Raw genomic sequence first — 25,876 nt, forward strand, 5'->3', positions numbered from 1 at the left:
AAACTCTTAGTTTGGTGATGATGGCGGAAGGGAACCACGCGTACCCATACCGAACACGACCGTTAAGCCTTCCAGCGTCGATGGTACTTGGACCGCAGGGTCCTGGGAGAGTAGAACGTCGCCAAGCGAGCTTTCCACAAGAGTGGGAATTGCGTTATAAAGATTGTACAGTCGGGCTCGGTAGCTCAGTCGGTAGAGCAGAGGACTGAAAATCCTCGTGTCGGCGGTTCGATTCCGTCCCGAGCCACCATGAACGGCATACATTCTTCTAATTGTGGAGGATTAGCGAAGCGGCCAAACGCAGCAGACTGTAAATCTGTTCTCTGACGAGTTCGGTGGTTCGAATCCATCATCCTCCACCACTTACTCATTATAATATGAGCCATTAGCTCAGTTGGTAGAGCACCTGACTTTTAATCAGGGTGTCGTAGGTTCGAGTCCTACATGGCTCACTTTCAATTGCACATGCGGTTGTGGTGGAATGGCAGACACGCTATCTTGAGGGGGTAGTGGGCGTACGCTCGTGGAGGTTCGAGTCCTCTCAACCGCACCATCATTTCTAATATGCGTTCGTGGCGGAATTGGCAGACGCGCTAGATTCAGGTTCTAGTGGGGTAACAGCCGTGGAGGTTCGAGTCCTCTCGAGCGCATAGCTAAAAAACAAGGAGCCTTAAAATGGGTTCCTTGTTTTTTTGTCTCTATTAAATTTAAATATGGATATATGCAAATTAATAAAATAGATGGATACAGCCACACCAAAAACAAGGGTTACTGAGAGCAGAAAATTAACTTTGTTAAAATTAAACTCAGGGTCTTTGTCGAGAAAGTCCGTTTGCAAGCCAAATCTACGGGGGAATCCCCCTTCGTATCCTCCTGCCCCTGTAGCGTATAAATCCTGATATAAAAAGGGAACGGGAAAACCGAATGCTGCATTTCTAAACTCTTCATAGCTTTCAATATTGTCTCCTAATAACGCGGACATGGAAACTAAGCAAACACTCAACATTAGAAGGATGATGAAAAACATACTTTTCTTTATCATATCTCCCCCTTATGAATTAGGAAACTTAATGTATGTTGCTAGTTATAATATATCACACAATAAAATCGAAGTTGCATTTTGACTCGAATCCTGATATATTAATACCTGTTACTCTATGTAACGGTCTTTGGTCATAGGGTAGAAGTGATGAGCCGGTATGGCGGAATTGGCAGACGCGCGCGACTCAAAATCGTGAGGGAAACCGTGGGGGTTCAAGTCCCTCTACCGGCATAAAATAGATTATCGGGACGTAGCTCAGCTTGGTAGAGCACCTGGTTTGGGACCAGGGGGTCGCATGTTCAAATCGTGTCGTCCCGACCATTTTAATTAAATTGCGGGTGTAGTTCAATGGCAGAACTCCAGCTTCCCAAGCTGGTGGCGTGGGTTCGATTCCCATCACCCGCTTACTGAGAAAACCTTGTTAATCAAGGTTTTTTTTATTCTTATGGGGTGTTACATCTGATCTGAAATGTCATTTGGGGACGGATTGGGGACGAAATTTTTCGGGTTAAACTTTTCTAGCTTGTTTGCTGTGTCCCGAGAGACCTTCTTTGTCACGTGAGCATAAAAATCAGCAGTCACCTCAAACTTGGAATGACCGAGCCGCCCTGAATCGCTTTGAGTGATGCATTTTCTTCGATTAGGAGTGTCGCGGCACTGTGTCTGAGATCATGCAATCGAATTTCTTTTAATTGATGCCTCCTGATGAAAACCTTCCAGTTGTGACTAGGTCTAGAGTAATAATACGGTTTACCATTTCCACTGTGGAATACATACTCTTTATCGCCGCCTAACCAGGAATCACCCTGAAGTTGTTTTTCTTGCAACCATTGATCTCGATAATCCCTTAATTCATTCATATACCAAGCAGGCATATCGACTTCACGAATCGAATAATCGGTTTTAGGCAATTTTTCAATGGCCTGTCCATTTAATGTCAAAGGAATGCTTTTACATATCGTAATCGACGAAAGCCGCCGAGCATACAACCAAGGTAGTAAAGGCGCCATCCCACCGGTACTTTTGAAAGTGCCGCGATTAACTCCCGTGCTTCTTTCTCGTCATAATAATTCATTTTTTTCCTTTGAACTTTGGGCTGTTTTATCTTATCCATTGGATTTTTTTGAAGCAATCTCCATTCTACAGCTTTAGTAATTAAATGTTTTAATACTTTGTAAATGTAAAGCACGGTAGAATCGGACAGTGGTTTAGAATTCGAAACAGATTTGCTAAGATCATTAATAAAAGTTTCAACTTGTATGGTTCTGATTGAGCTGCAAATGGCCAAATTTAGGGAGGATGTGTTGTCTAATATGTTCCATATACACTTTCATTGTGGAGGGGGCTAGGTTCCTTGATGCATATTTTTCTTTCCACTCGTCAACAAAAGCTGATAATGTCATTTTCTCTGGGGAGATATACTCTCCTGCCTCGACCTCTATCTGGAATTTTGCAAGCTCTGACATAGCCTCTTTTTTCGTATTTGTACGAACCGTTTTCATCTTTTTGATCCTTTTACCGTTTGCATCATAACCGGCTTCAACAATGAGTCGGTATGAATTAGGCCCCCTTTTATCGATTGACGCCATAATACCTTTCCTTTCTAAAATTTGATTAATACTATTATCCATTTTGATCAATAATAAAAATTGATACTTGAATATTTTGTTTTATCTAAAAATGATTGGATTTTACTTAGACGATAGGTTATACATTTGTGATATATTTGTTTGGGTAAAATTTCCCGTATGGCATTGCCTTACATACGATGCATGTGGAGTGCTGTGTGTTGCTCATTAAGAAGTAGACTTTAATGCCGCGTTACCGATAACATTGCCTGCCGTGAACAATGCTTCGGCTTTCTTTATGCGGTACCGTGGTCATGCCGCGATCATTGAAGGAGGGAAACGAACATGTCAATGGAATTGTCATCTGAACAACGCGAAGAACTGCTCCGAACATTGAAAGCCCGCTTTGAGAAAAACTTGAACCGCCACAAGGGTCTTGAATGGGCCGAATTACAAGCCAGGCTAGAAGCGAATATCGCAAAACTTTGGCCGCTCAATGAAATGGAAAGAACCGGCGGCGAACCGGATGTTGTTGGTTATGATAATAAGACGGGCGAATACATTTTCTATGATTGTTCGGCGGAAAGTCCTAAAGGTCGCAGAAGCGTTTGTTACGACCGTGAAGCGTTGGAGTCAAGGAAAGAACATAAACCGGATAATAATGCAATTGATATGGCAGCTGACATGGGGATTGAGCTTTTAACAGAAGAACAATACCGGAAACTGCAGCAACATGGAAATTTCGATATGAAAACATCGAGTTGGGTTCAAACGCCTGCCCGTATTCGAAGGCTCGGCGGGGCTCTCTTTTGTGATCGCCGCTACGACACGGTCTTTGTATACCACAATGGAGCAGAATCCTACTATGCTGCTAGGGGGTTCCGTGGCTCGCTAAGGGTCTAAGATCAAGGATTTCGCGGAATTCTGCATATAATCCCGGGATATCCTGTTCCCGCATACGGTGCATGTTTAACACCACCAGCTTAGGGATATGATGGGGACGAATTGGGGACGAAATTAAACATTCGTCCCCAGCTTGAACCCCAATACATCAGAGAGTGGTTTGTATAACCCCAGTAAAATCAAGCTTTTTCGGACTTAATCGGAAATCATCAGACCCGCATTTTCAGCTTTCCAAGCTGGTGGCGTGGGTTCGATTCCCATCACCCGCTTAAAACCGAAACCTTGTAAACTCAAGGTTTTATTTTGTTCATACAAAACAAGAAAGGCGGATAAAATGACTACTTTAAACCAAATTATGAGCAAACTTGAAGAAATGGGATCGGAGCAAACAAAACAGATCTTCATGCGCCACGGGGCGAAAGAGCCTTTGTTTGGAGTTAAGGTAGGCGATTTAAAAAAGCTGGTCAAGGATGTGAAAAAAGACCAGCAGCTTGCACGTGCGTTATATGAAACCGGAAATAGTGATGCAATGTATTTGGCAGGACTCAGCGTTAATCCAAAAACGGCAACAAAAGAAATGCTTCAGGATTGGGTACGAGCAGCCAATTGGTATATGATTGCTGAGTATACGGTAGCTTGGATTGCCGCCGAAAGTCCGCATGCCGTTGAATTAGCGAGAGAATGGATAAGGTCACCAGAGGAAATGATAGCCACTTGCGGCTGGAGCACATATGCGAACTACATCTCGATTACTCCCGACGAGCTTTTGGATATAAATGAAATTAGGCAGCTCTTAAGACAGGTGGAAACGACCGTGCATGATAAAATGAATCGAGTCCGCTATACCATGAATTCATTCGTGATTGCAGTTGGCAGTTATGTAGCCGATTTGCATGAGGATGCATTGAGGGTGGCTGAAGCGATCGGTAAGGTACATGTGGATGTCGGGGCAACCGCTTGCAAAGTTCCGTTGGCGTCGGAATACATTGACAAAGTGAAACAGGCGGGCAAAATCGGCAAGAAGAAAAAGACCTGTATATGTTGAAAAAGCCCGTGCAAGTGATAACCATATCACTGCACGGGTTATTTGATCATATACCTTCAATGAGATTCTTCCATTCGGGATGAAAGAACATATTTGTTCATGGGACGCCCTACACCGTACTGCAGATCGAGGCGTACCTGACCGCTTTTTTCTAAATAATCCAAGTAACGGCGTGCTGTGACCCGGGCGATGCCTACGCCTTCGGCTACTTCTTCTGCTGAAAGCGGATTCACTTGGCCCCATAAAAAATGCAAAATTTGCTTCAAGGTTAAGGCCTGCAGACCTTTAGGCAGTTCTTGAACTGCCGCTGCATCTGAAGCCGCCGCAAATGAAGAGGGTGCTTGCTGAAAACCGTATAGGATTCGGTCAAGCTCGCTTTGGGTTGCCGCGTGCTCGCTTTGGAGCGTTTCTTTCATGCTCCGGTAGTGCTCAAGCGATTGTTTAACACGGTCAAATTTAAACGGCTTTATAATGTAATCGACCGCTCCGTTCTGCAGCATCCGCTCAATGGTACGCATATCGTTAGCTGCGCTGATCACAATAACATCGACAGGCAGCTGCTGCCTTCGAATTTGCATCAACGTTTCGATGCCGTCCTGCACCGGCATGAAAATATCCAGAATCATCAGGTCTGGTTTCATCTCTTTTATCATGCGGAGCCCTTCATCTCCGCTGGAAGCGATGCCGATCACTTGGAAGCCTTCTACCCGCTCGATAAATTGCTGGTTCACCTCTTGAACCATAGGGTCGTCTTCGACCAGCACAACACGGAATAGCTTGAGGTTTGGAAACTTCGTTACATCCATAGGTTCATCCCTGCCTCGTTCTTTATATCAACATTAGTCCATCGGGAACGAGACCACAAATGTGGTTCCTTCCCCAAGGGTGGAGTCGATTTCGATGGTCCCCCCCCCTTTGTCCACCATACCGGCAATCAAATGAAGTCCAATTCCTCGCTCGCTGCCGCCTTTCGTAGTGTAGCCGCGTTCAAAAATCCGCGCGCGGGTAACGGCGTCCATGCCGCAGCCATTATCTTCCACGAGCACGGAGAGGACCTGTTCATCCTGTTCAATGCTGACGAAAATGTGTTTATCCCGTTGAACGTGCTGAAGAGCGTCAAAAGCATTCTCCAACAGGTTTCCGAGCAAAATGACAAAGTCGTGATGATCGAGTCGTTCGGGAAAACGTTCCAATCGGCTTTGACGATCAATCATGACTTCAATGCCAAGCTCGCGTCCGCGGCTGATCTTACCCAAAAGAAGCCCTGTCAGGCTGTCGTCTTGGATACGCTGGGTAAGAAAGCGGGTCAGCTCTTCTTTTTGCACCGTTACGTCAAATAAATAGTCGAGCGCTTTTTTGTTGTTTCCAAGCTGAATCAAGCCTCCTATCGTGTGAAGCTTGTTCATATACTCGTGGTTTTGAACACGGAGGGCATCGACGAAAGCCTTCACGCCGGTCAGCTCCTCGGCCATTCGCGTCACTTCCGTCCGATCCTGAAAAATCGCTACAGCCCCTACCGTACGACCGTTAACCGTTATCGGTACACGAGTGTTCATAATGATATCCGTACCGATGGCCTGCTCCTGATTATAGACGGGATGATTCATTTTGAGTATTTCCGGCAGGCGCGTATCAGGAATCACCTCATTAATCTGTTTGCCGATGACGTCTCCCGATATTTTCAGCATTTGCTTCGCTTTTTCATTAAATATCGTAATTCGCTCATTCTTGTCAATGGCAATGATGCCTTCATGCATCGCATGAAAGGTTGCTGTGCGCTCAACCAGCAGCCTGGCGATTTCGTGCGGCTCCAGCTCAAACATTTGCTGCTTGATGTGCTGGGCCAGCTTCCAGGATCCCCAAAACCCGAATAAAAGAGAGAGAAGCAAAACGATATAAGCTTGACCGGAGAGCTCGAGAAGCACCTGGCCTACCGTCGGCATGATGAGGCCGACCAGCGCGACTCCGATTTGAACATTATCGTGCATGATGGGCACGAACGCGCGCAGCGCCGTACCAAGCTCTCCTTTCGCCTTGGAGATATAGGTGTGTTCCGCGAAGGCGGAGCCCTCGTCCGAGCCGCTGGATATCGTACCGATTCGGCTCTCAACCGGGTGAGAGAGCCGTACCCGATTCATATCCATTACAACGATGTAAGTGACGTCATTGATGATACGAATGCGTTCTACAGCAGGCTGGACACCTGTACGAAGATCAAGCTGGGTAAGGCCGGCAACCACTTCAGGCATCTGGGCCACTGTTCGCGCGGTTACAAGCAGCCGCCAGCCGAGATCCTCCTCTTTCATGCGGATAATGCCGCCCATAAGAACGCTTCCAGCAATGCACAGCGAGAAAAGAACGATACCGAAAGATAAAATGGCGATTTTCCAATTAATTTTTAAACGCTGCAGCATGCTTTGGCAGGAAGTCCCCTTTCCCATTGGTGAATGACTGACAGCCATTATATTCTAATCATACACCAAGCTGAGGCCAATGGGAATAAACATGCCCGTCATTTGAACTCAGGAAAGCACAAAGACGGGCATGGCAGGCCTGTTTTAACTTCCTCCGTTTTGATTGCCATCGCCCTGCTGCTTTTGGCCTTGCTGCTGGCCCGACGATGTCCCTTTTTTATTTGAGCTTGACCACGGATTATTGCCTTTCCGGGCTTTCTCTTGAAATTCGAGCTCACGCTTCAGCATTTCCTGCTGCTGCTTTTGGAGCTTTTTCAGCTGCTGCTTCTCATTTTTTCGTATTTTTTCCTGTTGTTTTAATTCTTCCTGTTTAATTTCCTGGTACATTTTCATGTACTGCTGAAGCTCGGCATCGATCGGTCTGTTATTTTGTTGATTCGAGCTTTGCTGGCTTGGATTTGACGTTTGCTGCTTTTGTCCGCACCCGCTGGCAATAAGCACAATGAGAGAGATACAACAGAGCAGGCGGACAATATAACCTTTAAGCATCATGGGGCTACTCCTCCTCGGACGTTTGGCCGCGGCCGCCAGTGTTTTTGGTTAGTTTAACCGTCAAGCTCTAAATTCATTTGTTCTGCCGGAACGAATGAATTCATGGTATACTGTGCTTAAGTTTTTGAAATCCTGATAAGGGTGGAGGCTGCGGATGTGAGACGGTTGCTCGGAACGATGCTTGTCATATTAATCGGCCTTGCGGCGGCGGTCACTATCGGATTTTATCCCACATTAAGCTCCGCTCCTGTCGTTAGTGATGATGAACAGGAAGGGTTTGAAAAGGAAATCGTCATCAAATTCAGTCACGTGGTTGCGGAAAATACGCCCAAAGGCTTGGCCGCTCAAGATTTTGCCCGCCGCGTTTACCAGAAAACGGACAAGCGCGTCAAGGTTGAGGTGTTCCCCAACGCGGTCCTTTACAACGACACGGACGAAATGGATGCACTGATGAAAGGAAATATTCAGATGATTGCTCCAGCGTTTTCGAAAATTTCCCAATATGTCCCGGCCTGGCAGGCTTTTGACCTTCCTTATGCTTTTATGACGGACGAGGCGGTCCAAGAAGCATTTGATGGAGAAATAGGAAGCATTCTTGCCAAAAAATTAAAGAATAAAAATATGATAGGGCTTTCATACTGGAGCAACGGCTTTAAACAAATGACCTCGGCCCATAGTCCGCTCATTCATCCGGATGATTTTAAAGGACAGCAATTTCGAATCATGCCCAGTGATGTGATTGAAGCCCAGTTTAGATTGTTCGGGGCCAAAGCTGTAGCCATTCCATTCGATGAAGTATATCGCGGATTGGAATCGGGATTCGTTGACGGTGGGGAGAATGCAATCAGCAACATCGATTCCAAAAAATTTTATCAGGTCCAAAAATATATGACGATAAGCAATCACGGGTATTTAGGGTATGCGGTACTGATGAATAAAGAATATTGGGATCATCTCCCTGACGATTTGAAGGTCTTGATCAACGAGGCGCTAAAGGAGACTACGGCTTGGGCGAACCAAAATGCCATCGAGATGAACAAGCGTCAGCTTCAGGAGCTTCGCAACCGGTCCATGATGGAAATCCATATTCAAACGCCGGAGGAAAGGCAGGAATGGATGCGCACTTGGGAGCCGATTTATAAAGAATTTGAAGAAGTTATTGGCAAAGATACTATCGAACGTATCCGTGAGCTTCAAAAAAAATATGGAGGTGACTGAGAGCATTCCCTGAAAGGCGACTCCGGAAACGGAAATGAAATCTTGCAAATCACAGATAAGGGGCTGTCCTTCATGGAGTGATGAGGATAGCCCCCGCGCTGTTTTGTGAAGTTTTTATGCAGGCTGGCGCGAACTAGCCGGTCCGTGCAGCTTCCTTGCCCAAGACATACACTTTAACATTCTTTTTTACGCCAAATTGACGCGCTTTCCGTACATCCTCCATATAGAGGTCTACACGCGAGCCGCGGATCGCGGAACCGGTATCCTCGGCCGTACGAATGCCGATACCGTCGATATATACGGTCGTTCCGATTGGAATAAGCGACGGGTCTACGGCGATCGTCCGTCCTTCTTCGGCCCTGCTCCCGCTGGATGTAATGCCGTAGGCCGGATGGGAGGGAGTTTTACCCGTTGATTCGACTCCGGCAGTATAGGCGGTAAGAGTGGAGGTAAGCACTTGGCTTACCGTATTCATTTGTCCGTCGGGAAGCTGCAGCTTGGCCTCAGCCGTTGGAATATCCAGCAGCTGTCCAATCGTGAGATGTTGGGGCTGAATTGTCGGGTTCGCAGCGAGTAAGTCTTGAAGACGAATGTCGAAGGACCTTGAGATTTTGTATATCGTATCTCCCGACTTGACTTCGTATGATAGGGTTGACGGAACAACAAGCTCGGGAGCCTGGTTCGCATTCTCTCCGGAATAAAAATAGGAGGCGGAAAGGCAGCAAGATTCATAGTATTCGTCATAGCTGCTGTAAGCCGCTGCGGGAACAGCCCCAATGTATATATACAGCAGCAGGTGTAAACATAACATCGTTAGTCGTCTTAACCAGTTCATTCAGTGAATCCTCCTCTGAATCTAAGTTTATAGAAGTGATAGTACTAGATTTGCCCGGATGGACAGAAGATAAACCTGTATCTACCATCGTGGTTGAAAAATTTCAGAAAACATAATAAACGAACAAATTATTGATCTCTTATCTAAATGTTCGGTTATTTGTGATACATAAGCACAATTTATGAATGTTATAAGCAGATATGTATTGAATCTTCCCGACCCATAAGGTATATTACTAATACAAATAGGATGTAAAGATAAACTACGCTCATAGATAAGATCATTGACATAATTTGTTTTGGGCATCTTCAAGCGAATATACCAGCCATTTTTCGTACGGAAGATCCTAGAGGATACGGGGAGAGAAGATATGCGCAGATTAGAGGGAAAGAGAATCGCGCTCACGGGACCGAGGAAGGCCGCCGAGCTGAGCGTTATGGTGGAGAAGCTGGGAGGCATCCCGTTTGTTCGTCCTGCTCAAGGCACGGTAGCCATCGAGAGGGCGAAAGTGGAGAAGGAGATCACTAAGCTTATCGAGAACGGAACGGACTGGATTATCTTCACTACCGGTGTGGGGACGGAGATGCTGGTTCAAGCGGCGGAGTCCATGGGGGTTGCCGATGCGCTCATCGATACTTTAAGGCGTACACAGATTGCGGCCAGAGGGTACAAGACAGTAAAGTACTTGAAGTCTCTTGGATTGGAACCCAAGGTGAGGGATGACGACGGCACAACGGTAGGCATTTTAAGGGCACTGAAGCCGTATGACCTGCACGGCCGCAGGGTAGCGCTGCAGCTGTATGGAGACCATGCGCCTCGTCTGGTGGCATGGCTGCGCGACCAGCAGGCTCAGTACTATGAAATTCTTCCGTATTTGCATGTCCCCCCGGAGTTAACCGTAATTAATCAGCTCTTGTCGGAAATTATAGAAGGGCAGCTGGATGCCGTTACGTTTACAAGCACGCCTCAAGTCCGTTTTCTGATGTCCTATGCCCGCGAGCAGGGCTTGGAGGAGCAGGTGAAGTCGGCGTTCAGCCGCAATGTGGTTGCTCTTGCGGTAGGAAAGGTAACGGCGGAAGCGCTTCGCGATGAAGGGATTTCCCGTGTTGTAGCACCTGCTGAGGAAAGAATGGGCAGTATGATTGTCAGCTTGGCCAAGTATTACGAAGAAAATGAAGGCTAATGGGGACGCTTGGTCATATTCATTAGGTATGGTATACTTTTTCCTGCTGGGAAGAGCGTACCATACTTTTTTTTATCTGGAGGCCATATGAGCAGTCCTTCTGTAATTCAGCTTGAAAGGCTGACGAAGAAGATCGGTTCCAAAACTATTGTTGACGGACTATCCTTTGAAGTCATGCCTGGCGAAGTGTTTGGTTTTCTCGGGCCGAACGGGGCAGGGAAAACAACTACGATTCGGATGATGGTCGGACTGATGTCGATCACTGAAGGAGAAGTGAAGGTCCAAGGCCACAGCGTCCGAACCGAGTTTGAGCAAGCGATGGTGCATGTCGGTGCGATTGTGGAAAATCCGGAATTTTACGGCTTTATGAGCGGTTATCAGAATCTGGTTCATTTTGCCCGGATGATGCCCAATGTTGGACAAGACAGAATAGATGAAGTCGTTGAGCTGGTTCGCTTGGAGAACCGAATTCAGGATAAGGTGAAAACGTACTCACTCGGAATGCGCCAGAGGCTTGGCGTAGCCCAGGCCATCCTCCACCGCCCTTCAGTGCTGGTGCTGGACGAGCCGACCAATGGGCTCGACCCGGAAGGAATCCGTGAGCTGCGCGATTATTTGCGGCGGCTGGCGCGCGAGGAGGGAATTGCGGTTATTGTCTCCAGCCATCTGCTCTCCGAGATGGAGTTAATGTGCGACCGGGTGGCCATCATTCAGAATGGCCGGCTGTTGGACGTCCGTTCCTTCAAAAACGCTCCAATGGAGTCGGAAACCATGGAGGTACGCTTCGAGGTGGACAAGCTTGCCCAGGCTCTCGAAATGCTGGCCGATGAAGTGCCGGCCAGAGCCGACGGCTCGGAGCTCATTGTGACTTTGCCGGGACAGCGGCAGGCTATAGCGGAGCTGAATGCCCGTTTGGTGAACGCGGGAATCGGGGTATACGGTATTCGTACACAGATCAAAACGCTGGAGGATCAATTCCTCGAAGTGACAAGGGGGAATCGGATTGTCTAGCTTTGTCCGGCTTGTACAGAATGAACACATGAAAATCTACACCCGATTGCGCACGTGGGTCATGCTGACGATTTTGGCGCTCTCGGTCATCGCCATGGGCGTACTGATGAAGTATGTTATTGAAACGGGCATGGATCATGTCCTGCAGTTTATGGTTATTGCGACGAGCCTGACCTCGCTTGTTACGATATTTACTGTGATTGTGGCGGGGGATATCGTGGCTGCCGAGTTTACATGGGGGACAATTAAGCTGCTGCTGATCCGACCGTCGTCCCGGGGAAAAATTCTTTGGTCCAAGTATGTGACGGTACTGCTTTTTATAGTTACGCTTTTGCTTGTTTTATTGGTTATTTCTTATTTTACGGGCCTGCTTCTTTTCGGCGTAGGCGGAATCGTTGCTCCGGATAGTACGGTTTCCTCCATTTTACAGACGTACGGGCTGAAGGCCATCCAAATTGTCATGACCGCGACACTGGCCTTTATGATCTCTACCGTTTTCCGCAGCAGCTCGCTTGCGATCGGACTGTCCATATTCCTAATGCTCACGTCTGCGCCGACGATGGCCGTACTGGCCCAGCTCAGGTATACCTGGATAAAATACTTCTTGTTTGCCAACACGGACTTGTCTCCCTACGTGTTCGGCGGAAGTCCGCTGGTTTCGGGCATGACGCTTGGCTTCTCGGTAACCATACTGATCGTTTATTGGATCGTCTTTTACGGTGTCTCCTGGCTGCTTTTTACCAAAAGGGACGTAGCCGGAAGCTGATGAATATATGTGATGGCAGCTGTTCCTAACGGAGCGGGCCATCACTTTTTTGTATTATAAACGCTGTTCCGGAGGATCAGTCCAAAGGAGCGCTGCGAAGGGAGGGATACGGTTTGACCGCAGAATTGCTGATGGTGATCCTATTGACTATAGTGATTCATGCCGCGGAGACGCTGGCTTACGCCGTCAGGCTCGCCGGGATCCGTGCCGGTAAGCTGGCTGTGGCTTTATCTATAACGGGCATCATCCTTTTGGTGTCGCGGACTTCGAATTTGGTGCAGGGGCCGCTTACCGGCGGGTTAATCGATTCGGCCATCCTTGAACCGGGAACTCCGTTGGAATGGCAGTTCCATCTGATTTTGGCGGGGGCTGCGGCGGGCACGCTGCTGGCCATTCTCTTGTTTCCGACGATGGTTTTTATTTCCGTGCGTCTGGTGTCCCGTCTGGAGGCGGCAGGCTCGATTCCCTTGCTTGTGCGGGAATCCGTTTCCGTCGACAAGCTTAGGCGAGTTAAAAGCAATATGCGTTTTCCCCGGTGGGAGATGCTTAAGCGGCTTCGGGTGGGTGGGATACCTAAGCGGCTGCTTCTTTTGAATACGCTGGTTACCGGCATTTACACCGTGGGTGTACTCTCGGCGCTTTATGCATCGTATCTCGTCCCGGAGCATTCTACGGCCGCTTCTCAATCGTCGGGCTTGATCAACGGGGTGGCAACGATCCTGCTGACGGTTTTTATCGACCCGAGGGTAGCGCTGCTCACGGATAAAGCGATGGCAGGCAAAACGAGTTTGAATGAAATGAACAGAATGTTCGGCTTCCTTATGCTGTCCAGGCTTGCAGGTACGCTGTTGGCGCATTTTTTTCTGGCGCCGGGCGCACAGTTTATTGCTTGGTATGTCAGTTAAGTCCGATTGTCCCAAGACCGCGTCGGAGCCGTTTTGTTTTGTTTCATCACCATACTCCTCGTGGTATTACTTACTATAGTTAACCCAGGAGGAGGTTCCACAAATGAATGATAAAAAACATTATTATGTATCCGTTTCGGGCAAATCCGTAGAATACGAGCCTTCAAGAGCGGAACAACTGCAGGTGTTGGCGACGGAAAATGAAATTAATGATTTGCAGATTTTGTTGGATAGGCAGAAGCAAGGTGACGACCATACCCATCTAAGGGCACCTATTCCTTACAAATCGGCCGATCATGATCCGGCCACAGAAGAATTCAACGAGGAAATCATCGATGTTTATCGGGCCATCTACCAGATCGGCACGGAGGAAACCAAGCAGCATATTCGGAGCATGAACATTTTACAGGAGCTGCAAAATACCGATTACAATCACCCCGGATATGAGAAAAAGTGAAATCGACCCGATAAAAAAGCCCCTGCATCAGAGGCTTGGTCACGATTGGAAACAGTCTGCGCTCGCAGACTGTTTCTTTGCGATGCGAGCGAAGGTTACTTTTGACCGGCATCCTTGAAGTATTCGCGAACGATATCGAATTTCCGGTCGTCAGATTTTACGTATCCGCGGTGGGAAAAAATTTCGTAAATGATTTTCGAGCCGTCAGGATCATTCCCTATATCGATGAACGCCTGAGCGATGTTGTCTCGCCAAGCTTGATCCATATCATTGCGGACAGCGATCGTATCGTTGGGGATAGGGGGGGTAAAGGCAAGCACGCGCGTTTGCTGGAACACATCCGGCTTGTCCTTTTTCACCGTATTTCGTGCGTCTTGAATGACGGCGGCCGCGTCCACTTGGCCGTTTAACACGGCGTGCACGCCTTTGTCATGGCCCTTGACTTCGATGCCGGTGACATCTTTCTCCGGATTGATACCGGCTTTTTTCAATTCATGGGCAGGCCATACATAGCCGGCAGAAGAAGCAACGCCTTGCCAGGCTATTTTTTTGCCTATGAGATCCTTCAATTCTTTGATCGGGGAGTTGGCTTTAACGATCACCATGCCTTTGTAAAAATCGACCAGATCCATGGCTTCCGCACCCGTGGCGTCCTCAATGCCATAGCGCTGAGCTTGCAGGAGCAGGTCGGCTGCTTTTTCCCGGTCATGGGCAAGGACGTAAGCCTCCGGAGTCAGGAAGCCGATATCCGCTTGCTTGGAGGACATCGCTTCAATGAGGGTATTGTAGCTTGTCGAAACGGAAACCTCCACAGGGATGTTCAGCTTATCGCTAAGAAGCTTCTCCAGAGGCTTTGCTTTGGCTTCCAGTGTCTCTGTATTCTGTAAGGGGACGAATTGAACCCTCAGTTTTTCTGGAACATAACCGGCTGCGGGAGCTTCCCGCCGATCCTCCTGTGTTACGGACGTATGTCCCTGCTGTAAACTGCATCCAGCTGCAATTCCGGCCATAATAGCCAGAGATAAGCTGATTGTGGCGACTATTTTGAACATATTTATTGACCTCCATGTAAATATATTCAATCCAATGCTTTTAACAATATAACATATTTCGATTTAGCGGTTATACCTATGGTTTGAAAGCCATCTCCTATACTTTATAAACACGTTTCATGCCGGCGATAGCACTTTTACCAATAATTTGATATAGTGAGTCTCAGCCAACGAATACTGGAGTTGATGCAAGGATGTCCACCTGTATAACCATCACGATTTTGGAAACCAGCGACATTCATGGAAATATGCTTCCCATTCAATATGCTAATAATAGCCCGACCGATTCGGGTTTTGCTAAAATCGCTACGCTGATTAGAGAAGAACGGCGCAAGGAAGCTGCCGTGCTGGTCATCGATAACGGCGATCTTATACAAGGAACCCCCCTGGCCTATTACCATGCCAAGCTGAATAAGGATAACCCGAGTCCGATGATTCAAGGCTTAAACGAGCTGGGATACGATGCGGGAATCATTGGCAATCATGAATTTAACTATGGAATCGAATTGCTGAATAAGGCGGTATCGGAATCGGGATTTCCTTGGCTCAGCGCCAATATCGTGAAGGCTGCGACGGGGGAGCCGTATTTTGGAAAGCCCTATATGATCAAAACATACGGCGGGGATTGCAAGGTGGCGGTTCTTGGACTAACGACGCAGTATATCCCCAATTGGGAGAAAGCGGAGCATATTGCGGGCCTGCGGTTCGACGATGCCGTGGATACGGCGCGACGGTGGGTTCGTTATTTGCGGGAAGCGGAAAAAGCGGACGTCGTTATCGTTTCCTATCATGGGGGGTTCGAACGGCATCTGGATACGGGAGACATGGCGGAGCCGCCGACGGGAGAAAATCAGGGCTATGCGCTCTGCTCCGAGGTGGAAGGTATCGATGTGCTCCTTACGGGCCATCAGCACCGAATGCTTGCCGGTAAAGAGATCGGCGGCGTTCTGATTGTGCAGCCGGGAAGCGCGGGAGCCTGCCTTGGGAAAGTCCGGCTGACTTTGTGCAAAGAGGACGGCCGTTACCGGATCATGTCCAAAACATCCGAACTTATACCCGTTAAAGGAATAGAGCCGGATCCGCAGCTTCTTTCGCTCATGCGTCCACACGAAGAACTGACGCAAATCTGGCTGGATCAGCCGATCGGCCGTCTGTTTGGAAACATGAGAATCACCGATCCGATGCAGGTAAGGCTTCAGGAGCATCCGTTGATCGAATTCATCAATAAAGTGCAGATGGAGCTGTCCGGAGCTTCAATCTCCAATACGGCGCTGTTCGATAATATTTCACCGGGCTTTCCCGAGCATATTACGATGCGCGATATTGTATCGAATTACATTTATCCGAATACTCTGCAGGTCATCAGGGTGACGGGACAGGACATCAAGGATGCTTTGGAGAGGTCCGGCGCCTATTTTGAGCGGTACGACGGACACGGTCCCATTAAAGTAAGTCCCGAGTTTAGCGACCCGAAGCCGCAGCATTATAACTACGATATGTGGGAAGGCATCGAATACCGGATTAACATCTCACGTCCGGTCGGGGAGCGGGTGGTGCAGTTAACCTATCAAGGCCGCTCGATCGATCCCTTAGCGGAATATGACGTGGTTATGAACAATTATCGTGCAGGCGGGGGAGGAAATTATCCCATGTTCCAAAGGAAGCCCGTGATCACGGATATTCCTACGGACATGGCGGAGCTGCTGGCCGGCTATATCATGGAGCGGGGTACGATTGAGGCGACGCTGAACCGGAACTGGGAAGTGGTATGGGATTGAGCGAGGCGATCCGGATCGCAAGCGAAGATTGATACGGCTGGACATCTCGAAAGGTCCGGTTTATGAATGAAACTGGGGAAGCGGCCTTCTCCGGTTTTTTTTGTTGCCGTTAGGCGGAGCGGTTGAAAACCGTTTATGAAATACCGCTTTTATAGTATGATTTGGGAAACGATCCTAGCCATATTTGCCATGATGGAGGTGTTTGGAATGAGTATTTTGCTGCGGCCTGAAGGAGCACCGGGGGCGCTGGGCGAAGAGCTTGAGGACAAGCCGACGCTCGTTCCATACATAGTGGAAAGCGAGAAGCGGGCTTGCGCTGTGGTGGTTTGCCCGGGAGGCGGTTATACGCGAAGAGCTGCACATGAAGGTGGTTTGTCCAACGAGAAGAGGGTATCCCCGGATACGCCGCCGACGTTTCTGTGGCATACGGCAGACGATGCATCCGTTCCGGTAGAGAACTCGTTATTGTTTGCATCCGCGCTAAGCCGAAATCATGTGCCTTTCGATCTTCATGTATATGAGAGCGGACGTCACGGATTGGGACTCGCTGAGGATCATCTCCAGGCGCACTCATGGACGCAGGTTTGCGGTGCCTGGCTTCGCAAGAGAGGTTTTTAGGAGATGCAGGTACGTGATTATGGCGCCTATGAACTATATCCGCTTGGGGAACAGGCGGCCGTCATTCGCTGGAAAGGCGTTGTCTCGGAACGGAATCGGAGACTGGTGGATGATACGGTGCGCAGGATCGCCGAGCATCCGCCGGCAGCCGTAGTAGAGTGGGTACGGGCTTATACGACGGTGACGGTGTATTACGATTCCTGGCTTGTATATAAGGAAGGTCTTGAAGGACATCGTTCGGGTCTGAACGGGAGTATGACGGATGACTCCCCTTATGACCAGGTATGCGCATGGATTCATCGTCGCTTGCTTGGCTTATCGGAAGAAAATGCGGGTGATCAGGGCGATGCTCCGGTTATCATCCCCGCTTGCTTTGGTGGCGGCTATGGAGTGGACCTTGAGGAGATTGCGGCTCATGCCGGGTTGACGGAAGAGCGTATGGTTGAACTGTTTTGCTCCTATACATATACGGTGTATTTGATCGGATTTATGCCCGGGTTTGCCTATATGGGAGGACTTCCGGACCGGTTATGCTATCCCCGTCTGGAAAGGCCGCGTCCGCACGTGCCTGCCGGTTCGGTCGGCATAGCCGGAACGCAGACGGGTGTTTATCCATTCGCGTCTCCGGGCGGCTGGCGGATTATCGGCCGAACGCCGGAAACGCTGTTCGATCCGCATCGTGATCGTCCGAGTCTTCTGCAGCCGGGGGACCGGGTACGTTTTGAGCCGTTGTCTCCTAAACGGTATGAAGAGCTTGAGCGGGAGCTGAAGCAGGCTGCAAGCAGATCGGGAAAAATTGGAGGAGGAGACCAATGAGCATCATGGTGGAAAAGCCGGGTATGCTCACGACGGTACAGGACGCCGGAAGGTTCGGCCGTCGCGGCATCGGAGTCGTGACCGGCGGCGCCGTAGATCTGTTCGCCCTTCGGGCGGCGAATGCGCTTGTGGCGAACGCGCCGGGCGCGGCGGTGCTGGAGATGACCTTGACCGGCGCCGCTCTTCGCTTTGAGCAGGAGGCGGTTGTGGCCTTCTGCGGCGCGGAGATGGATGCGCATGCGGAGGACGGGGCGCCGTTGCCGGGCTGGCGGCCGGTGCTCGTACGCAGCGGTACGGTGCTGCGCTTTGGCTCCGCGCGCTCGGGCATGCGCGCGTATCTCGCGGTGGCGGGCGGCTTGGCCGTACCCGCCGTGCTGGACAGCCGGAGCACGTATGTGCCGGCGGGGTTTGGCGGCTTCGCCGGCCGGGCCCTGCAGGCGGGCGACCGCCTGCCCGTAGGCCCGTTTCCGGCGTCGGCCGCCGCGCTCCGCGAGCGCCTCGCTGCCGCGGCTGCGCTTGGGGCCGCGCTCTCGCCCGCGCCGTGGGCGCTTGCGCGAGCGCCGCGTCCGCCGTATGCGGAGCATCCGGCGCTCCGCGCGGTGCTCGGGCGCGAGGCCGAAAGCTTCGAGGCTGGCAGCCTCGAAGCTTTCTTCTCCGCGCCCTACCGCGTCACCGTCCAGTCGGACCGCATGGGCTGCCGGCTGGACGGGGAACGGCTTGTCCTGAGGTCGCCGCTCGAAATGATTTCCGAGGCCGTCACGCCGGGCACCATTCAGGTGCCTCCGGACGGACAGCCGATCGTGCTGCTCGCGGATGCGCAGACGACCGGAGGCTATCCGCGCATCGCGCAGATCGCAGCCGTCGATCTGCCGCTTGTCGCGCAAGCGCGGCCGGGCAGCATGCTGTGCTTCACCGAAATTACGGCACCGGAAGCGCAGGCGCTGTACCTTTTTCGCGAGCTGGCGCTTTCTCAGCTGGCCGCGGCTGTAAAAGCAAGGATAGAATCGTTATAATCAACGATGACATTAACCGGAGCGCTCTTTGCGTATGCGTGGAGCCCGAGTTGCAAGGCTGTGCTTACGAAGCCGGATTTGGATGTCAGGCGAAGGGAGGACCGTTCATGATCTTGAAGCCATTATTCATCGATTTGAATGGAGATATGGGAGAAAGTTTTGGAGCCTATCGGATCGGACAGGATGAGGAGCTTGTAAAGTTGGTGACTTCAGCCAATATCGCTTGTGGATTTCATGCGGGAGACCCGTCGGTCATGCGGCGTACAGTAGAGCTCTGCTTGGAGCATAGTGTGGAGATTGGGGCGCATCCGGGACTTCCAGACCTGACAGGGTTTGGACGCAGAGCAATGCAGATCACACCCGGGGAGACGTACGATCTGATGCTGTATCAGGTCGGCGCGCTGCAGGGGTTTGTCCGTGCCGCAGGAGGACGGATGCGGCATGTAAAGCCGCATGGCGCTTTATACAATATGGCGGCTGTACAGCGTCCGCTGGCGGAATCCATCGCCATGGCGGTCTACCGCTTGGATCCGGAGCTCATCTTGTTCGGTCTGGCCGGCAGCGAGCTGATTCGAGCGGCGGAAGCCATTGGTCTTAGAGCGGCGGCAGAAGCGTTCGCCGATCGGACTTACCGGGCGGATGGAACGCTGACACCAAGGACCGAGCCTGGAGCGGTGATTCACGATACGCAGCAGGCAGCGGATCAAGCGATTCGAATGGTCCGTGAAGGAAAGGTAATGACGCTGCAAGGGGAGGAAGTCGTCCTTGCAGCGGATACCCTTTGCATCCACGGTGACGGACCGGAAGCACTGGCGTTAGCCGCGCTGATTAGGGAGCGATTCCGGCAGGCAGGTATCGGCATACGCCCCTATGGGGGTTAGGTGCTTGCCGGATCAGCTTAAGACTGCTGATAACCTTGCGACTTTAAAGTCGTCAGATCAGCTTGATACCGCTGATAACACTGCGACTTTAAAGTCGTCAGATCAGCTTGATACCGCTGATAACACTGCGACTTTAAAGTCGTCAGATCAGCTTGATACCGCTGATAAGTATGATGGTCGCCATTACGGTACGCAGCGGCTTGCCGGGAACCTTGGCCGAAAGGCTGCTGCCGACCAGTACGCCGGGGATCGAACCGGCCAATAAATTGAAGGCGAGCGGATAATTGATATTCCCCAAGCCCGCATGCATTAAGCCTGCGGCGGATACAAGCACGAAGGCGTGCACGATATCCGTGCCGACAAGCTCTGCTGTCTTTAAACGGTAAAAAAACATCATGGCCAGCGCAAAGAGGGAACCCGACCCGATGGAGGTCAATCCGACCATGAAACCGAGCAGGATGCCGATGCCGATGCTGAGCGTCTTCTTTTCTTCAAGCGGTTTGTCTTGGAAGGAGTTACTCCGGTCTTTGATCAACCATTGCTTGGCGATGCTGAGCAGAGCCACGATGATAAGGACGAATCCGAGTGCGTGCTTGATAATCGTATCCTGATAAGCATACAGCGGCGGATAGAAGCGAAGAAGCAGAACAGCTGCGACCGCTGAAGGGACACTTCCCGCAGCCAGATAAAGGACCAGCTTGGTGTGTACGGTCCGCTGCCGGATATGCTGGATGCTGCCGAACAGCTTAGTGATGGAGTTGTAAAATAAGTCCGTTGCTACCGCAACCATCGGTTGGATTCCTAGTAGGACTAACAGCGGTGTGAGCAAAGCCGCACCTCCTACACCGGTCAAACCAACCAGCAATCCAACGAACGCCCCCATCACAACGATGCTTAACTCCATGAATCATTCACCTCAACCCTTTTTGTTTCGATTGTAAAGCCGCGGCTCGACAATACGAACGTTATTTACAACAACGGAGCATGAGATAAACCTGCTCACTCCCGTCAATCATGCTTGCGGGTTAAAAACCTACCGGCTGAATTTACTATATGTATGCCTATGCCCAGCTGTGCGGCATTTCGTTATAAATTGGGCAGCGCGGCCGGTTGTCCATTCCGCCGTGAACGCGAAAACGCCGCTCCTTTTGAAGCGGCGCTCTCTTACCTGACCGGCTTTACTGTAGCGGTTGTCCTGATGCTTTCCGAAGCTCGTTGGCAAGGCGGTTAAATTCCGCCCGGGCTTCCGCGGAGTCGGTGCAAAAATAAGCGGCTGACAAAAAGCGGATGATTTTGTTAGCATCCTCCGGACTAAGCAAGACGCTCCCTCCTTTCATCGGCTCCTTCGCTTGTATTCAGATTATGCGGAGAGTGACGGTTTGTCACAGCGATGCGATTTTAGCGAACAAAAAGGACTATCATTGGCTGCGGCCGTTTATGATATGATAAGGCCATCGATAACGGATAACGGAGGACGGAAATTTTTGATACCTGTATTTGTTTATGGAACACTGCTTGTAGGCGGGACGAACCACCACGTCGTTTCTCCCCATGTATTATCGGTACAGTCCGGAGCAGTTCAAGGATTATTATACGATGCCGGGTCATATCCTGCGCTTGTACTGACCCAAGAGCCTGCGGGCTCTCTTGTTGAAGGCCAATGGCTGACGGTAACCGAGGAAGGCCTGGAACGCATGGATGAGCTGGAGGAATACTATGGTCCGGGTGCAGTTAACGACTATGAAAGGGTGTGGGTCCGGGATAGGCTGAACCGTGAGCGGGAGGGGTGGGTCTATGTCTGGACGGATTCGCGCAATTGCCTGCTTGTGGAAGGAGGGTCTTGGAGAAGACATATCCGGGAAAAACAAAAAAGCCCAACCGATTTCGATTAAGCTTGTAAACGCCATATTATGCCCTTCTGGAATAAGGCCGCCAGTCGTCTTTTTCCGACTTTTTGATAATTTCGGTCATACGCATCAGAATGTTGTTGGAATCTTCATCGCCGATGGAGCTTTTTAATTGATCATATGACAAATTGTCCTTCAGAAGCTTCCTCGTCACATTGCTCTCACGGTACCAGGCTTCGGTGATGGCGAATTCTCCATCTTTTTTTAGCCAAATTTCATGATAATAATGCTCTTGTTCGTTTTTCGATTGAATCGTCAAGTAGTAAGCCTGCATTGGAATTCGAGGATCCGAAATGCGCTGATTTACCAAGGATCCGGAAGAAACCGGTTGTCCGAACGATACGTATCTGGAAACTTTTTTGATGAGGTGCTCCACTGAGCTCATACGTTATCATTCCTTCCGTTAGGTCTTGATGCCTAAGTTTCATAAAGTTTTTCTAAATAAATTTGTATTCACATATTAACATAGTTCCAACACCTCAAACATGGTGCTTTAGACCTATAAAATTTACACTTTCCCGAATTTTTCTCGTACTATTATTGTCGAAAATGATATAATGAGAGTAATTTGATTAGACACGTAAGGAGTGCTCATGACCTCATGGGAAATTTGAAAATATTGCTGGCGGACGATGAAGCGGCGCTGCGTTTTTTGCTGTCAGAGACGTTGGCGGACGAAGGATATGAGATTACGGAATCGGAAGATGGCTTGGAAGCGATTGAGCATTTACAATCCGGCCGTTTTGACATGGTCATATTGGATTATATGATGCCGGAAAAAACGGGGGTAGAGGTATGCGAATGGCTGCGAGGCAGCCTGAATCCAAACCGGGAGGCACCGGTGATCTTGCTCACGGCCAAAGCTTTGGAAAAAGACCGGGAACGAGCCAAAAATGCCGGTGTGACGCAGTATATCGTCAAGCCGTTTAGTCCGCTTCAGCTATTGGATACCGTCCATGAGCTGATACATAACGACGGGCGGACCCAGGCGGAATGAATATACCTGAGAACGGAAGTGAATGGGAGTGGAACGCTGCAATGCGGATCGGGCGGCCAGAGAAAAGCTACTGCTCAAGGAAGGGAAAAAAAAGTATATCGTATTGCTTGTGAATCAGATTGAGCAGTTGAAAAAGTGGAGCCTCGATTCAAAACAAGACGATTTTACGGAAACGGCGAAACAATTTTACCGGCTTGCCCACACATTGAAGGGGAGCGCACCGATGTTTGGTTTTGTTCGCATCGGGGACACTGCCGCCAAGCTTACCGAGCAGTGGGAGTGGGCGGATCAAGACATCGTCGGTTCTTCACTGCTTAAGATAAAGGAGCAATACCGCGCAGTCTCCGCTGCTTCCCTTCCGCTTGTGCTCGAGCTGGAGAGGGAGGCGGTTATGTATTCCCGGGAGCTGAAGCTGGATGAGCAGCAGGATAGCCTTCTGCATACGGTCAATCCTCTGCGGGGACAGCGGCTCCTCGTCATTGACGACGATGATGTGCTGCGCAATTACTTGATACGCAGGCTTAAGCTTGACGGGTATGAAGTTGACGATGCCGCCGATATCACGACGGCAAAGAAATTCCTTCGCGAACGAACCTACCATTTAGTCATGCTCGATCTGATGATGCATCCGATCAGCGGCTATGAGCTATTCGAATTTTTGAAAAGCGATCCGAATTTAAAATGGCTGCCGCTGATCGTTTTATCCGGACGCAACGAAATACATGATAAGGTCCGGTGCTTTTATCTGGGAGCTGACGATTACGTGATGAAGCCCTTCGAATATGAGGAACTGAACGCACGGGTCTACAGCCTGCTCCAACGGACGAAAACATTCGAGCAAATGGCGTTTCGGGATCCGCTCACGGGAGTCTACAACCGGCGGTTTTTCGATCACCAGATCCAGGTGGAGCTGCAGCGGGTAAACCGGTATCCGGCCCCAATCTCACTCGTATTTATTGATATCGACCGGTTCAAGGCTATTAACGATACTTATGGGCACAGTGTAGGCGATCTTGTACTTCAAGGCTTGGCGCATCTGCTTCAAGGCAATCTCCGTTCTACGGATTTGTTGGCCCGTTTAGGAGGGGAAGAATTTGTCGTCGTTCTGCCGAATACATCCGGCGAGGATGCTTTGAAGGCGATGGAAGGCATTCTCGCGCAGACCCGTTTGGAGCCTGTGGCGCAAAACGAAGGTCAACCCTTCTTCATTACCTTTTCGGCGGGTGTTCGCGAGTGGAAACCGGGGATGTCGGTGGAAGAGTGGATTGCGGCCTCAGACGACGGGATGTACAAAGCAAAGCAGAGCGGCCGCAACCGGGTTGTGCTGCATACGGGGATCCCGCAGCATGATTCGGGAGTGGTGACGTCGGCTATACATACGCGCAAAAAGGTGCTCATTGCCGATGACGACAAAATACTGCGTTCCATTCTGATCGCGAAGCTGAAGCACCTGCCTGTTGAATTCGCGGAAGCCGTAGATGGAGAAGAGGCCTATCAGTCCTTGTTAAGCGAGCCGGCGGATTTATGTATTCTTGACGGGATTATGCCTCGACTGGACGGATACGGCATGCTTGAGAGGCTGAGGGACCGCGGAACATGGCCGGACGCAACGAAGATACTGATTCTCTCCGGACGAAGTGGAGAGGAAGATATCAGCAAGGGGCTGAAGCTTGGAGCCCATGCTTATCTGCGCAAGCCTTTTTCCATGGTGGAGCTGGAGCTCAAGGTGAAGGAGCTTTTGAATATCGGTTGAAAATAAACGCGAGCCCGGGACGGATAGATCTTCGTTCCGGGCTCGTGCTGGTTGAAGAGCTTGGCTGGCTGAAGCTTACAGGTCATCCCAATTCAGGTTCGAGGATTTGCTGTAGTTCGTCACCTTTTGCTCGAAAAAGTCTGTTTTGATGCTGTTCATGTTGCTGAAGTTTTCCACCCATTTCATCGGATGCTCAACAACTTCAGGGAACAAAATTTCAAGTCCAAGGTTTTTCAAACGCTCATTGGAAAGGTATTTAATGTATTGATCGATAATATCGTTGCTCAGGCCGTTAATCTTATTATTGGTAATGTATTGACCCCATTCGATCTCGTGCTGTACGGCGGTTTGCATCATGCTGCGCAGCTCATCGATTAACTCATCGGTAAACAAATCAGGATTTTCCTTGCGGATTTCGCGGAAAATGTTTTGGAACAGCGCCAAATGGGTCAATTCGTCACGCTGGATATATTTGATTTCCGACACGGTACCGAGCATCTTTCCCTGACGGCCGAGCGCATAGAAGAAGCTGAATCCGCTGTAGAAGTAGATGCCTTCGAGGATATAGTTGGCCATGATGGTGCGCATCAGATTTTCGGTTGACGGCGATTCGATAAACTGTTCATACAGGTCGGTTATAAACCGGTTGCGGCGCAGCAGATGCTTGTCCTCACGCCACTGGTTATAGATATCGTCGCGTACCTCCGCAGAACAAACGCTGTCGAGAATATAGGAGTAGCTCTGGCTGTGCACCGCTTCCTGGAACGTTTGGACGGTGAGGCACAGGTTGACCTCCGGAGCCGTGATGTATTCGTTGATATTCGGCAGGTTGGCCGTCTGCAGCGAATCAAGGAAGATGAGGAAAGAAATGATTTTATCGTAGCTTTGGCGCTCCTCCGGCGAAAGAAACTTGTAATCCTTCGCGTCTTGAGCAAGAGGGATTTCCTCCGGGATCCAGAAATTATTCATCATCGTACGGTACATTTTGGTTGCCCAATCGTATTTCACATTGTTGAGCTCGATCAAATTGGTCGTATTGCCTCCGATGATCCGTCGCTTACCCCAATCGCGGTCTCCGTGCTCGTTAAACAGCTTCTTTTTTTGAAGTTCCATTCGATTTCGTTTGCCTCCTGCATCTTTCAGGTGTAAAAATAGAGGATCG

The 25,876-nt window shown here is 49.9% G+C and carries 28 protein-coding genes, 8 tRNA genes and 1 rRNA gene; 25 read left to right on the forward strand and 12 right to left on the reverse strand.

The window, feature by feature from the left end:
• The first annotated feature begins 10 nt into the window (after nucleotides 1-10).
• The 6 genes from rrf (at nucleotide 11) to ACZYR9_RS23710 (ending at nucleotide 650) form a co-directional block, all read left to right on the forward strand.
• A 5S ribosomal RNA gene (rrf, locus tag ACZYR9_RS23685) occupies nucleotides 11-127 on the forward strand.
• A 47-nt stretch (nucleotides 128-174) separates the two neighbouring features.
• Nucleotides 175-250 (forward strand) — tRNA-Phe (locus ACZYR9_RS23690).
• 26 nt (nucleotides 251-276) lie between these two features.
• Nucleotides 277-362 (forward strand) — tRNA-Tyr (locus ACZYR9_RS23695).
• 17 nt (nucleotides 363-379) lie between these two features.
• Nucleotides 380-452, forward strand: a tRNA-Lys gene (locus tag ACZYR9_RS23700).
• Nucleotides 453-467: 15 nt separating this feature from the next.
• Nucleotides 468-553, forward strand: a tRNA-Leu gene (locus ACZYR9_RS23705).
• Between the two features lie 13 nt (nucleotides 554-566).
• Nucleotides 567-650: transfer RNA gene (locus ACZYR9_RS23710), tRNA-Leu, on the forward strand.
• A gap of 20 nt (nucleotides 651-670) precedes the next feature.
• On the opposite strand, the gene ACZYR9_RS23715 is transcribed toward ACZYR9_RS23710, so the two are convergent.
• Nucleotides 671-1,042: a hypothetical protein gene (locus ACZYR9_RS23715; protein ID WP_488980886.1), complete on the reverse strand. Its 372-nt coding sequence runs from the start codon at nucleotides 1,040-1,042 to the stop codon at nucleotides 671-673.
• 151 nt (nucleotides 1,043-1,193) lie between these two features.
• Here ACZYR9_RS23715 and ACZYR9_RS23720 point away from each other — a divergent pair.
• The 3 genes from ACZYR9_RS23720 to ACZYR9_RS23730 all read left to right on the forward strand — a co-directional run bounded on the left by ACZYR9_RS23720 (nucleotide 1,194) and on the right by ACZYR9_RS23730 (nucleotide 1,447).
• Nucleotides 1,194-1,273, forward strand: a tRNA-Leu gene (locus tag ACZYR9_RS23720).
• A gap of 13 nt (nucleotides 1,274-1,286) precedes the next feature.
• A tRNA-Pro gene (locus ACZYR9_RS23725) sits at nucleotides 1,287-1,363 on the forward strand.
• 13 nt (nucleotides 1,364-1,376) lie between these two features.
• Nucleotides 1,377-1,447 (forward strand) — tRNA-Gly (locus ACZYR9_RS23730).
• A 173-nt stretch (nucleotides 1,448-1,620) separates the two neighbouring features.
• Here the strand turns inward: ACZYR9_RS23730 and ACZYR9_RS23735 are convergent.
• Together ACZYR9_RS23735 and ACZYR9_RS23740 are read right to left on the reverse strand one after the other, a co-directional pair.
• Complete coding sequence (locus ACZYR9_RS23735) at nucleotides 1,621-2,052, reverse strand: tyrosine-type recombinase/integrase (protein ID WP_488980887.1); 432 nt, start codon at nucleotides 2,050-2,052, stop codon at nucleotides 1,621-1,623.
• 240 nt (nucleotides 2,053-2,292) lie between these two features.
• Nucleotides 2,293-2,631: a tyrosine-type recombinase/integrase gene (locus tag ACZYR9_RS23740; RefSeq protein WP_488980888.1), complete on the reverse strand. Its 339-nt coding sequence runs from the start codon at nucleotides 2,629-2,631 to the stop codon at nucleotides 2,293-2,295.
• Between the two features lie 324 nt (nucleotides 2,632-2,955).
• Here ACZYR9_RS23740 and ACZYR9_RS23745 point away from each other — a divergent pair, with 324 nt between their 5' ends.
• Both ACZYR9_RS23745 and ACZYR9_RS23750 read left to right on the forward strand, forming a co-directional pair.
• Nucleotides 2,956-3,513 carry a DUF4256 domain-containing protein gene (locus ACZYR9_RS23745; protein ID WP_488980889.1) on the forward strand — a complete coding sequence of 186 codons (558 nt, stop codon included), beginning with the start codon at nucleotides 2,956-2,958 and terminating at the stop codon, nucleotides 3,511-3,513.
• Between the two features lie 334 nt (nucleotides 3,514-3,847).
• On the forward strand, nucleotides 3,848-4,558 hold the full coding sequence (locus ACZYR9_RS23750; RefSeq protein ID WP_488980917.1) for a DNA alkylation repair protein: 711 nt from the start codon (nucleotides 3,848-3,850) through the stop codon (nucleotides 4,556-4,558).
• Nucleotides 4,559-4,614: 56 nt separating this feature from the next.
• On the opposite strand, the gene ACZYR9_RS23755 is transcribed toward ACZYR9_RS23750, so the two are convergent.
• The 3 genes from ACZYR9_RS23755 to ACZYR9_RS23765 form a co-directional block, all read right to left on the reverse strand.
• The gene (locus ACZYR9_RS23755; protein ID WP_488980890.1) at nucleotides 4,615-5,364 is read right to left on the reverse strand and encodes a response regulator; all 750 of its coding nucleotides are present in this window, start codon (nucleotides 5,362-5,364) and stop codon (nucleotides 4,615-4,617) included.
• A 33-nt stretch (nucleotides 5,365-5,397) separates the two neighbouring features.
• Nucleotides 5,398-6,972 (reverse strand): ATP-binding protein, encoded by a 1,575-nt coding sequence (locus ACZYR9_RS23760; RefSeq protein WP_488980891.1) that lies wholly within the window; start codon nucleotides 6,970-6,972, stop codon nucleotides 5,398-5,400.
• A gap of 144 nt (nucleotides 6,973-7,116) precedes the next feature.
• Nucleotides 7,117-7,524, reverse strand: coding sequence for a hypothetical protein (locus tag ACZYR9_RS23765; protein WP_488980892.1), 408 nt, complete (start codon nucleotides 7,522-7,524; stop codon nucleotides 7,117-7,119).
• 156 nt (nucleotides 7,525-7,680) lie between these two features.
• On the opposite strand from ACZYR9_RS23765, the gene ACZYR9_RS23770 reads away from it, so the two are divergent.
• Entirely contained in the window at nucleotides 7,681-8,742 is a 1,062-nt protein-coding gene (locus ACZYR9_RS23770; protein WP_488980893.1) for a TRAP transporter substrate-binding protein, read from the forward strand.
• 133 nt (nucleotides 8,743-8,875) lie between these two features.
• On the opposite strand, the gene ACZYR9_RS23775 is transcribed toward ACZYR9_RS23770, so the two are convergent.
• Nucleotides 8,876-9,577 carry a 3D domain-containing protein gene (locus ACZYR9_RS23775; protein WP_488980894.1) on the reverse strand — a complete coding sequence of 234 codons (702 nt, stop codon included), beginning with the start codon at nucleotides 9,575-9,577 and terminating at the stop codon, nucleotides 8,876-8,878.
• A 370-nt stretch (nucleotides 9,578-9,947) separates the two neighbouring features.
• Here ACZYR9_RS23775 and ACZYR9_RS23780 point away from each other — a divergent pair, with 370 nt between their 5' ends.
• From ACZYR9_RS23780 to ACZYR9_RS23800, 5 genes are all read left to right on the forward strand, one after another.
• Nucleotides 9,948-10,760, forward strand: coding sequence for a uroporphyrinogen-III synthase (locus ACZYR9_RS23780; protein WP_488980895.1), 813 nt, complete (start codon nucleotides 9,948-9,950; stop codon nucleotides 10,758-10,760).
• A gap of 87 nt (nucleotides 10,761-10,847) precedes the next feature.
• Nucleotides 10,848-11,771: an ABC transporter ATP-binding protein gene (locus ACZYR9_RS23785; RefSeq protein WP_488980896.1), complete on the forward strand. Its 924-nt coding sequence runs from the start codon at nucleotides 10,848-10,850 to the stop codon at nucleotides 11,769-11,771.
• Nucleotides 11,764-12,537 carry an ABC transporter permease gene (locus ACZYR9_RS23790; RefSeq protein WP_488980897.1) on the forward strand — a complete coding sequence of 258 codons (774 nt, stop codon included), beginning with the start codon at nucleotides 11,764-11,766 and terminating at the stop codon, nucleotides 12,535-12,537. Before ACZYR9_RS23785 ends, ACZYR9_RS23790 begins: the two co-directional genes overlap by 8 nt.
• Before the next feature lie 131 nt (nucleotides 12,538-12,668).
• A complete protein-coding gene (locus ACZYR9_RS23795; protein ID WP_488980918.1) occupies nucleotides 12,669-13,442 on the forward strand; it encodes a lipid II flippase Amj family protein in 774 nt (257 codons plus the stop codon).
• 103 nt (nucleotides 13,443-13,545) lie between these two features.
• On the forward strand, nucleotides 13,546-13,899 hold the full coding sequence (locus ACZYR9_RS23800) for a hypothetical protein (RefSeq protein WP_488980898.1): 354 nt from the start codon (nucleotides 13,546-13,548) through the stop codon (nucleotides 13,897-13,899).
• Nucleotides 13,900-13,994: 95 nt separating this feature from the next.
• Here the strand turns inward: ACZYR9_RS23800 and ACZYR9_RS23805 are convergent, their stop codons facing one another.
• Complete coding sequence (locus ACZYR9_RS23805) at nucleotides 13,995-14,951, reverse strand: phosphate/phosphite/phosphonate ABC transporter substrate-binding protein (RefSeq protein ID WP_488980899.1); 957 nt, start codon at nucleotides 14,949-14,951, stop codon at nucleotides 13,995-13,997.
• 194 nt (nucleotides 14,952-15,145) lie between these two features.
• Between ACZYR9_RS23805 and ACZYR9_RS23810 the strand changes: the two genes are divergently transcribed.
• The 5 genes from ACZYR9_RS23810 to ACZYR9_RS23830 all read left to right on the forward strand — a co-directional run bounded on the left by ACZYR9_RS23810 (nucleotide 15,146) and on the right by ACZYR9_RS23830 (nucleotide 20,057).
• Nucleotides 15,146-16,729 carry a bifunctional metallophosphatase/5'-nucleotidase gene (locus tag ACZYR9_RS23810; protein WP_488980900.1) on the forward strand — a complete coding sequence of 528 codons (1,584 nt, stop codon included), beginning with the start codon at nucleotides 15,146-15,148 and terminating at the stop codon, nucleotides 16,727-16,729.
• A gap of 207 nt (nucleotides 16,730-16,936) precedes the next feature.
• On the forward strand, nucleotides 16,937-17,347 hold the full coding sequence (locus ACZYR9_RS23815) for an alpha/beta hydrolase (RefSeq protein WP_488980901.1): 411 nt from the start codon (nucleotides 16,937-16,939) through the stop codon (nucleotides 17,345-17,347).
• A 3-nt stretch (nucleotides 17,348-17,350) separates the two neighbouring features.
• A complete protein-coding gene (pxpB, locus tag ACZYR9_RS23820) occupies nucleotides 17,351-18,163 on the forward strand; it encodes a 5-oxoprolinase subunit PxpB (RefSeq protein WP_488980902.1) in 813 nt (270 codons plus the stop codon).
• Nucleotides 18,160-19,176 carry a 5-oxoprolinase subunit C family protein gene (locus tag ACZYR9_RS23825; RefSeq protein ID WP_488980903.1) on the forward strand — a complete coding sequence of 339 codons (1,017 nt, stop codon included), beginning with the start codon at nucleotides 18,160-18,162 and terminating at the stop codon, nucleotides 19,174-19,176. The genes pxpB and ACZYR9_RS23825 overlap by 4 nt, the downstream gene beginning before the upstream one ends.
• Nucleotides 19,177-19,283: 107 nt before the next feature.
• Nucleotides 19,284-20,057: a LamB/YcsF family protein gene (locus tag ACZYR9_RS23830; protein WP_488980904.1), complete on the forward strand. Its 774-nt coding sequence runs from the start codon at nucleotides 19,284-19,286 to the stop codon at nucleotides 20,055-20,057.
• Nucleotides 20,058-20,199: 142 nt separating this feature from the next.
• On the opposite strand, the gene ACZYR9_RS23835 is transcribed toward ACZYR9_RS23830, so the two are convergent.
• Both ACZYR9_RS23835 and ACZYR9_RS23840 read right to left on the reverse strand, forming a co-directional pair.
• Nucleotides 20,200-20,961: a sulfite exporter TauE/SafE family protein gene (locus ACZYR9_RS23835; RefSeq protein WP_488980905.1), complete on the reverse strand. Its 762-nt coding sequence runs from the start codon at nucleotides 20,959-20,961 to the stop codon at nucleotides 20,200-20,202.
• Nucleotides 20,962-21,235: 274 nt separating this feature from the next.
• Nucleotides 21,236-21,376: an N-acetylmuramoyl-L-alanine amidase gene (locus ACZYR9_RS23840; protein ID WP_488980906.1), complete on the reverse strand. Its 141-nt coding sequence runs from the start codon at nucleotides 21,374-21,376 to the stop codon at nucleotides 21,236-21,238.
• 60 nt (nucleotides 21,377-21,436) lie between these two features.
• On the opposite strand from ACZYR9_RS23840, the gene ACZYR9_RS23845 reads away from it, so the two are divergent.
• Entirely contained in the window at nucleotides 21,437-21,949 is a 513-nt protein-coding gene (locus ACZYR9_RS23845; protein ID WP_488980907.1) for a gamma-glutamylcyclotransferase family protein, read from the forward strand.
• 16 nt (nucleotides 21,950-21,965) lie between these two features.
• Here the strand turns inward: ACZYR9_RS23845 and ACZYR9_RS23850 are convergent, their stop codons facing one another.
• Complete coding sequence (locus tag ACZYR9_RS23850) at nucleotides 21,966-22,349, reverse strand: hypothetical protein (RefSeq protein WP_488980908.1); 384 nt, start codon at nucleotides 22,347-22,349, stop codon at nucleotides 21,966-21,968.
• A 216-nt stretch (nucleotides 22,350-22,565) separates the two neighbouring features.
• On the opposite strand from ACZYR9_RS23850, the gene ACZYR9_RS23855 reads away from it, so the two are divergent.
• Together ACZYR9_RS23855 and ACZYR9_RS23860 are read left to right on the forward strand one after the other, a co-directional pair.
• Entirely contained in the window at nucleotides 22,566-22,961 is a 396-nt protein-coding gene (locus tag ACZYR9_RS23855) for a response regulator (RefSeq protein WP_488980909.1), read from the forward strand.
• 28 nt (nucleotides 22,962-22,989) lie between these two features.
• On the forward strand, nucleotides 22,990-24,714 hold the full coding sequence (locus ACZYR9_RS23860) for a diguanylate cyclase (RefSeq protein ID WP_488980910.1): 1,725 nt from the start codon (nucleotides 22,990-22,992) through the stop codon (nucleotides 24,712-24,714).
• A gap of 75 nt (nucleotides 24,715-24,789) precedes the next feature.
• Here ACZYR9_RS23860 and ACZYR9_RS23865 read toward each other — a convergent pair whose 3' ends face one another.
• The gene (locus ACZYR9_RS23865; RefSeq protein ID WP_488980911.1) at nucleotides 24,790-25,827 is read right to left on the reverse strand and encodes a ribonucleotide-diphosphate reductase subunit beta; all 1,038 of its coding nucleotides are present in this window, start codon (nucleotides 25,825-25,827) and stop codon (nucleotides 24,790-24,792) included.
• Nucleotides 25,828-25,876: the final 49 nt, after the last annotated feature.

Source organism: Paenibacillus sp. F024, from assembly GCF_057814255.1.

Coding starts and splice junctions, on each gene's coding strand:
- ACZYR9_RS23715 (WP_488980886.1), bottom strand. CDS start 1,042: ATGATAAAGAAAAGTATGTTTTTCATCATCCTTCTAATGTTGAGTGTT.
- ACZYR9_RS23735 (WP_488980887.1), bottom strand. CDS start 2,052: ATGGCGCCTTTACTACCTTGGTTGTATGCTCGGCGGCTTTCGTCGATT.
- ACZYR9_RS23740 (WP_488980888.1), bottom strand. CDS start 2,631: ATGGCGTCAATCGATAAAAGGGGGCCTAATTCATACCGACTCATTGTT.
- ACZYR9_RS23745 (WP_488980889.1), top strand. CDS start 2,956: ATGTCAATGGAATTGTCATCTGAACAACGCGAAGAACTGCTCCGAACA.
- ACZYR9_RS23750 (WP_488980917.1), top strand. CDS start 3,848: ATGACTACTTTAAACCAAATTATGAGCAAACTTGAAGAAATGGGATCG.
- ACZYR9_RS23755 (WP_488980890.1), bottom strand. CDS start 5,364: ATGGATGTAACGAAGTTTCCAAACCTCAAGCTATTCCGTGTTGTGCTG.
- ACZYR9_RS23760 (WP_488980891.1), bottom strand. CDS start 6,972: ATGCTGCAGCGTTTAAAAATTAATTGGAAAATCGCCATTTTATCTTTC.
- ACZYR9_RS23765 (WP_488980892.1), bottom strand. CDS start 7,524: ATGATGCTTAAAGGTTATATTGTCCGCCTGCTCTGTTGTATCTCTCTC.
- ACZYR9_RS23775 (WP_488980894.1), bottom strand. CDS start 9,577: ATGAACTGGTTAAGACGACTAACGATGTTATGTTTACACCTGCTGCTG.
- ACZYR9_RS23780 (WP_488980895.1), top strand. CDS start 9,948: ATGCGCAGATTAGAGGGAAAGAGAATCGCGCTCACGGGACCGAGGAAG.
- ACZYR9_RS23785 (WP_488980896.1), top strand. CDS start 10,848: ATGAGCAGTCCTTCTGTAATTCAGCTTGAAAGGCTGACGAAGAAGATC.
- ACZYR9_RS23795 (WP_488980918.1), top strand. CDS start 12,669: ATGGTGATCCTATTGACTATAGTGATTCATGCCGCGGAGACGCTGGCT.
- ACZYR9_RS23800 (WP_488980898.1), top strand. CDS start 13,546: ATGAATGATAAAAAACATTATTATGTATCCGTTTCGGGCAAATCCGTA.
- ACZYR9_RS23805 (WP_488980899.1), bottom strand. CDS start 14,951: ATGTTCAAAATAGTCGCCACAATCAGCTTATCTCTGGCTATTATGGCC.
- ACZYR9_RS23810 (WP_488980900.1), top strand. CDS start 15,146: ATGTCCACCTGTATAACCATCACGATTTTGGAAACCAGCGACATTCAT.
- ACZYR9_RS23815 (WP_488980901.1), top strand. CDS start 16,937: ATGAGTATTTTGCTGCGGCCTGAAGGAGCACCGGGGGCGCTGGGCGAA.
- pxpB (WP_488980902.1), top strand. CDS start 17,351: ATGCAGGTACGTGATTATGGCGCCTATGAACTATATCCGCTTGGGGAA.
- ACZYR9_RS23825 (WP_488980903.1), top strand. CDS start 18,160: ATGAGCATCATGGTGGAAAAGCCGGGTATGCTCACGACGGTACAGGAC.
- ACZYR9_RS23830 (WP_488980904.1), top strand. CDS start 19,284: ATGATCTTGAAGCCATTATTCATCGATTTGAATGGAGATATGGGAGAA.
- ACZYR9_RS23835 (WP_488980905.1), bottom strand. CDS start 20,961: ATGGAGTTAAGCATCGTTGTGATGGGGGCGTTCGTTGGATTGCTGGTT.
- ACZYR9_RS23850 (WP_488980908.1), bottom strand. CDS start 22,349: ATGAGCTCAGTGGAGCACCTCATCAAAAAAGTTTCCAGATACGTATCG.
- ACZYR9_RS23855 (WP_488980909.1), top strand. CDS start 22,566: ATGGGAAATTTGAAAATATTGCTGGCGGACGATGAAGCGGCGCTGCGT.
- ACZYR9_RS23865 (WP_488980911.1), bottom strand. CDS start 25,827: ATGGAACTTCAAAAAAAGAAGCTGTTTAACGAGCACGGAGACCGCGAT.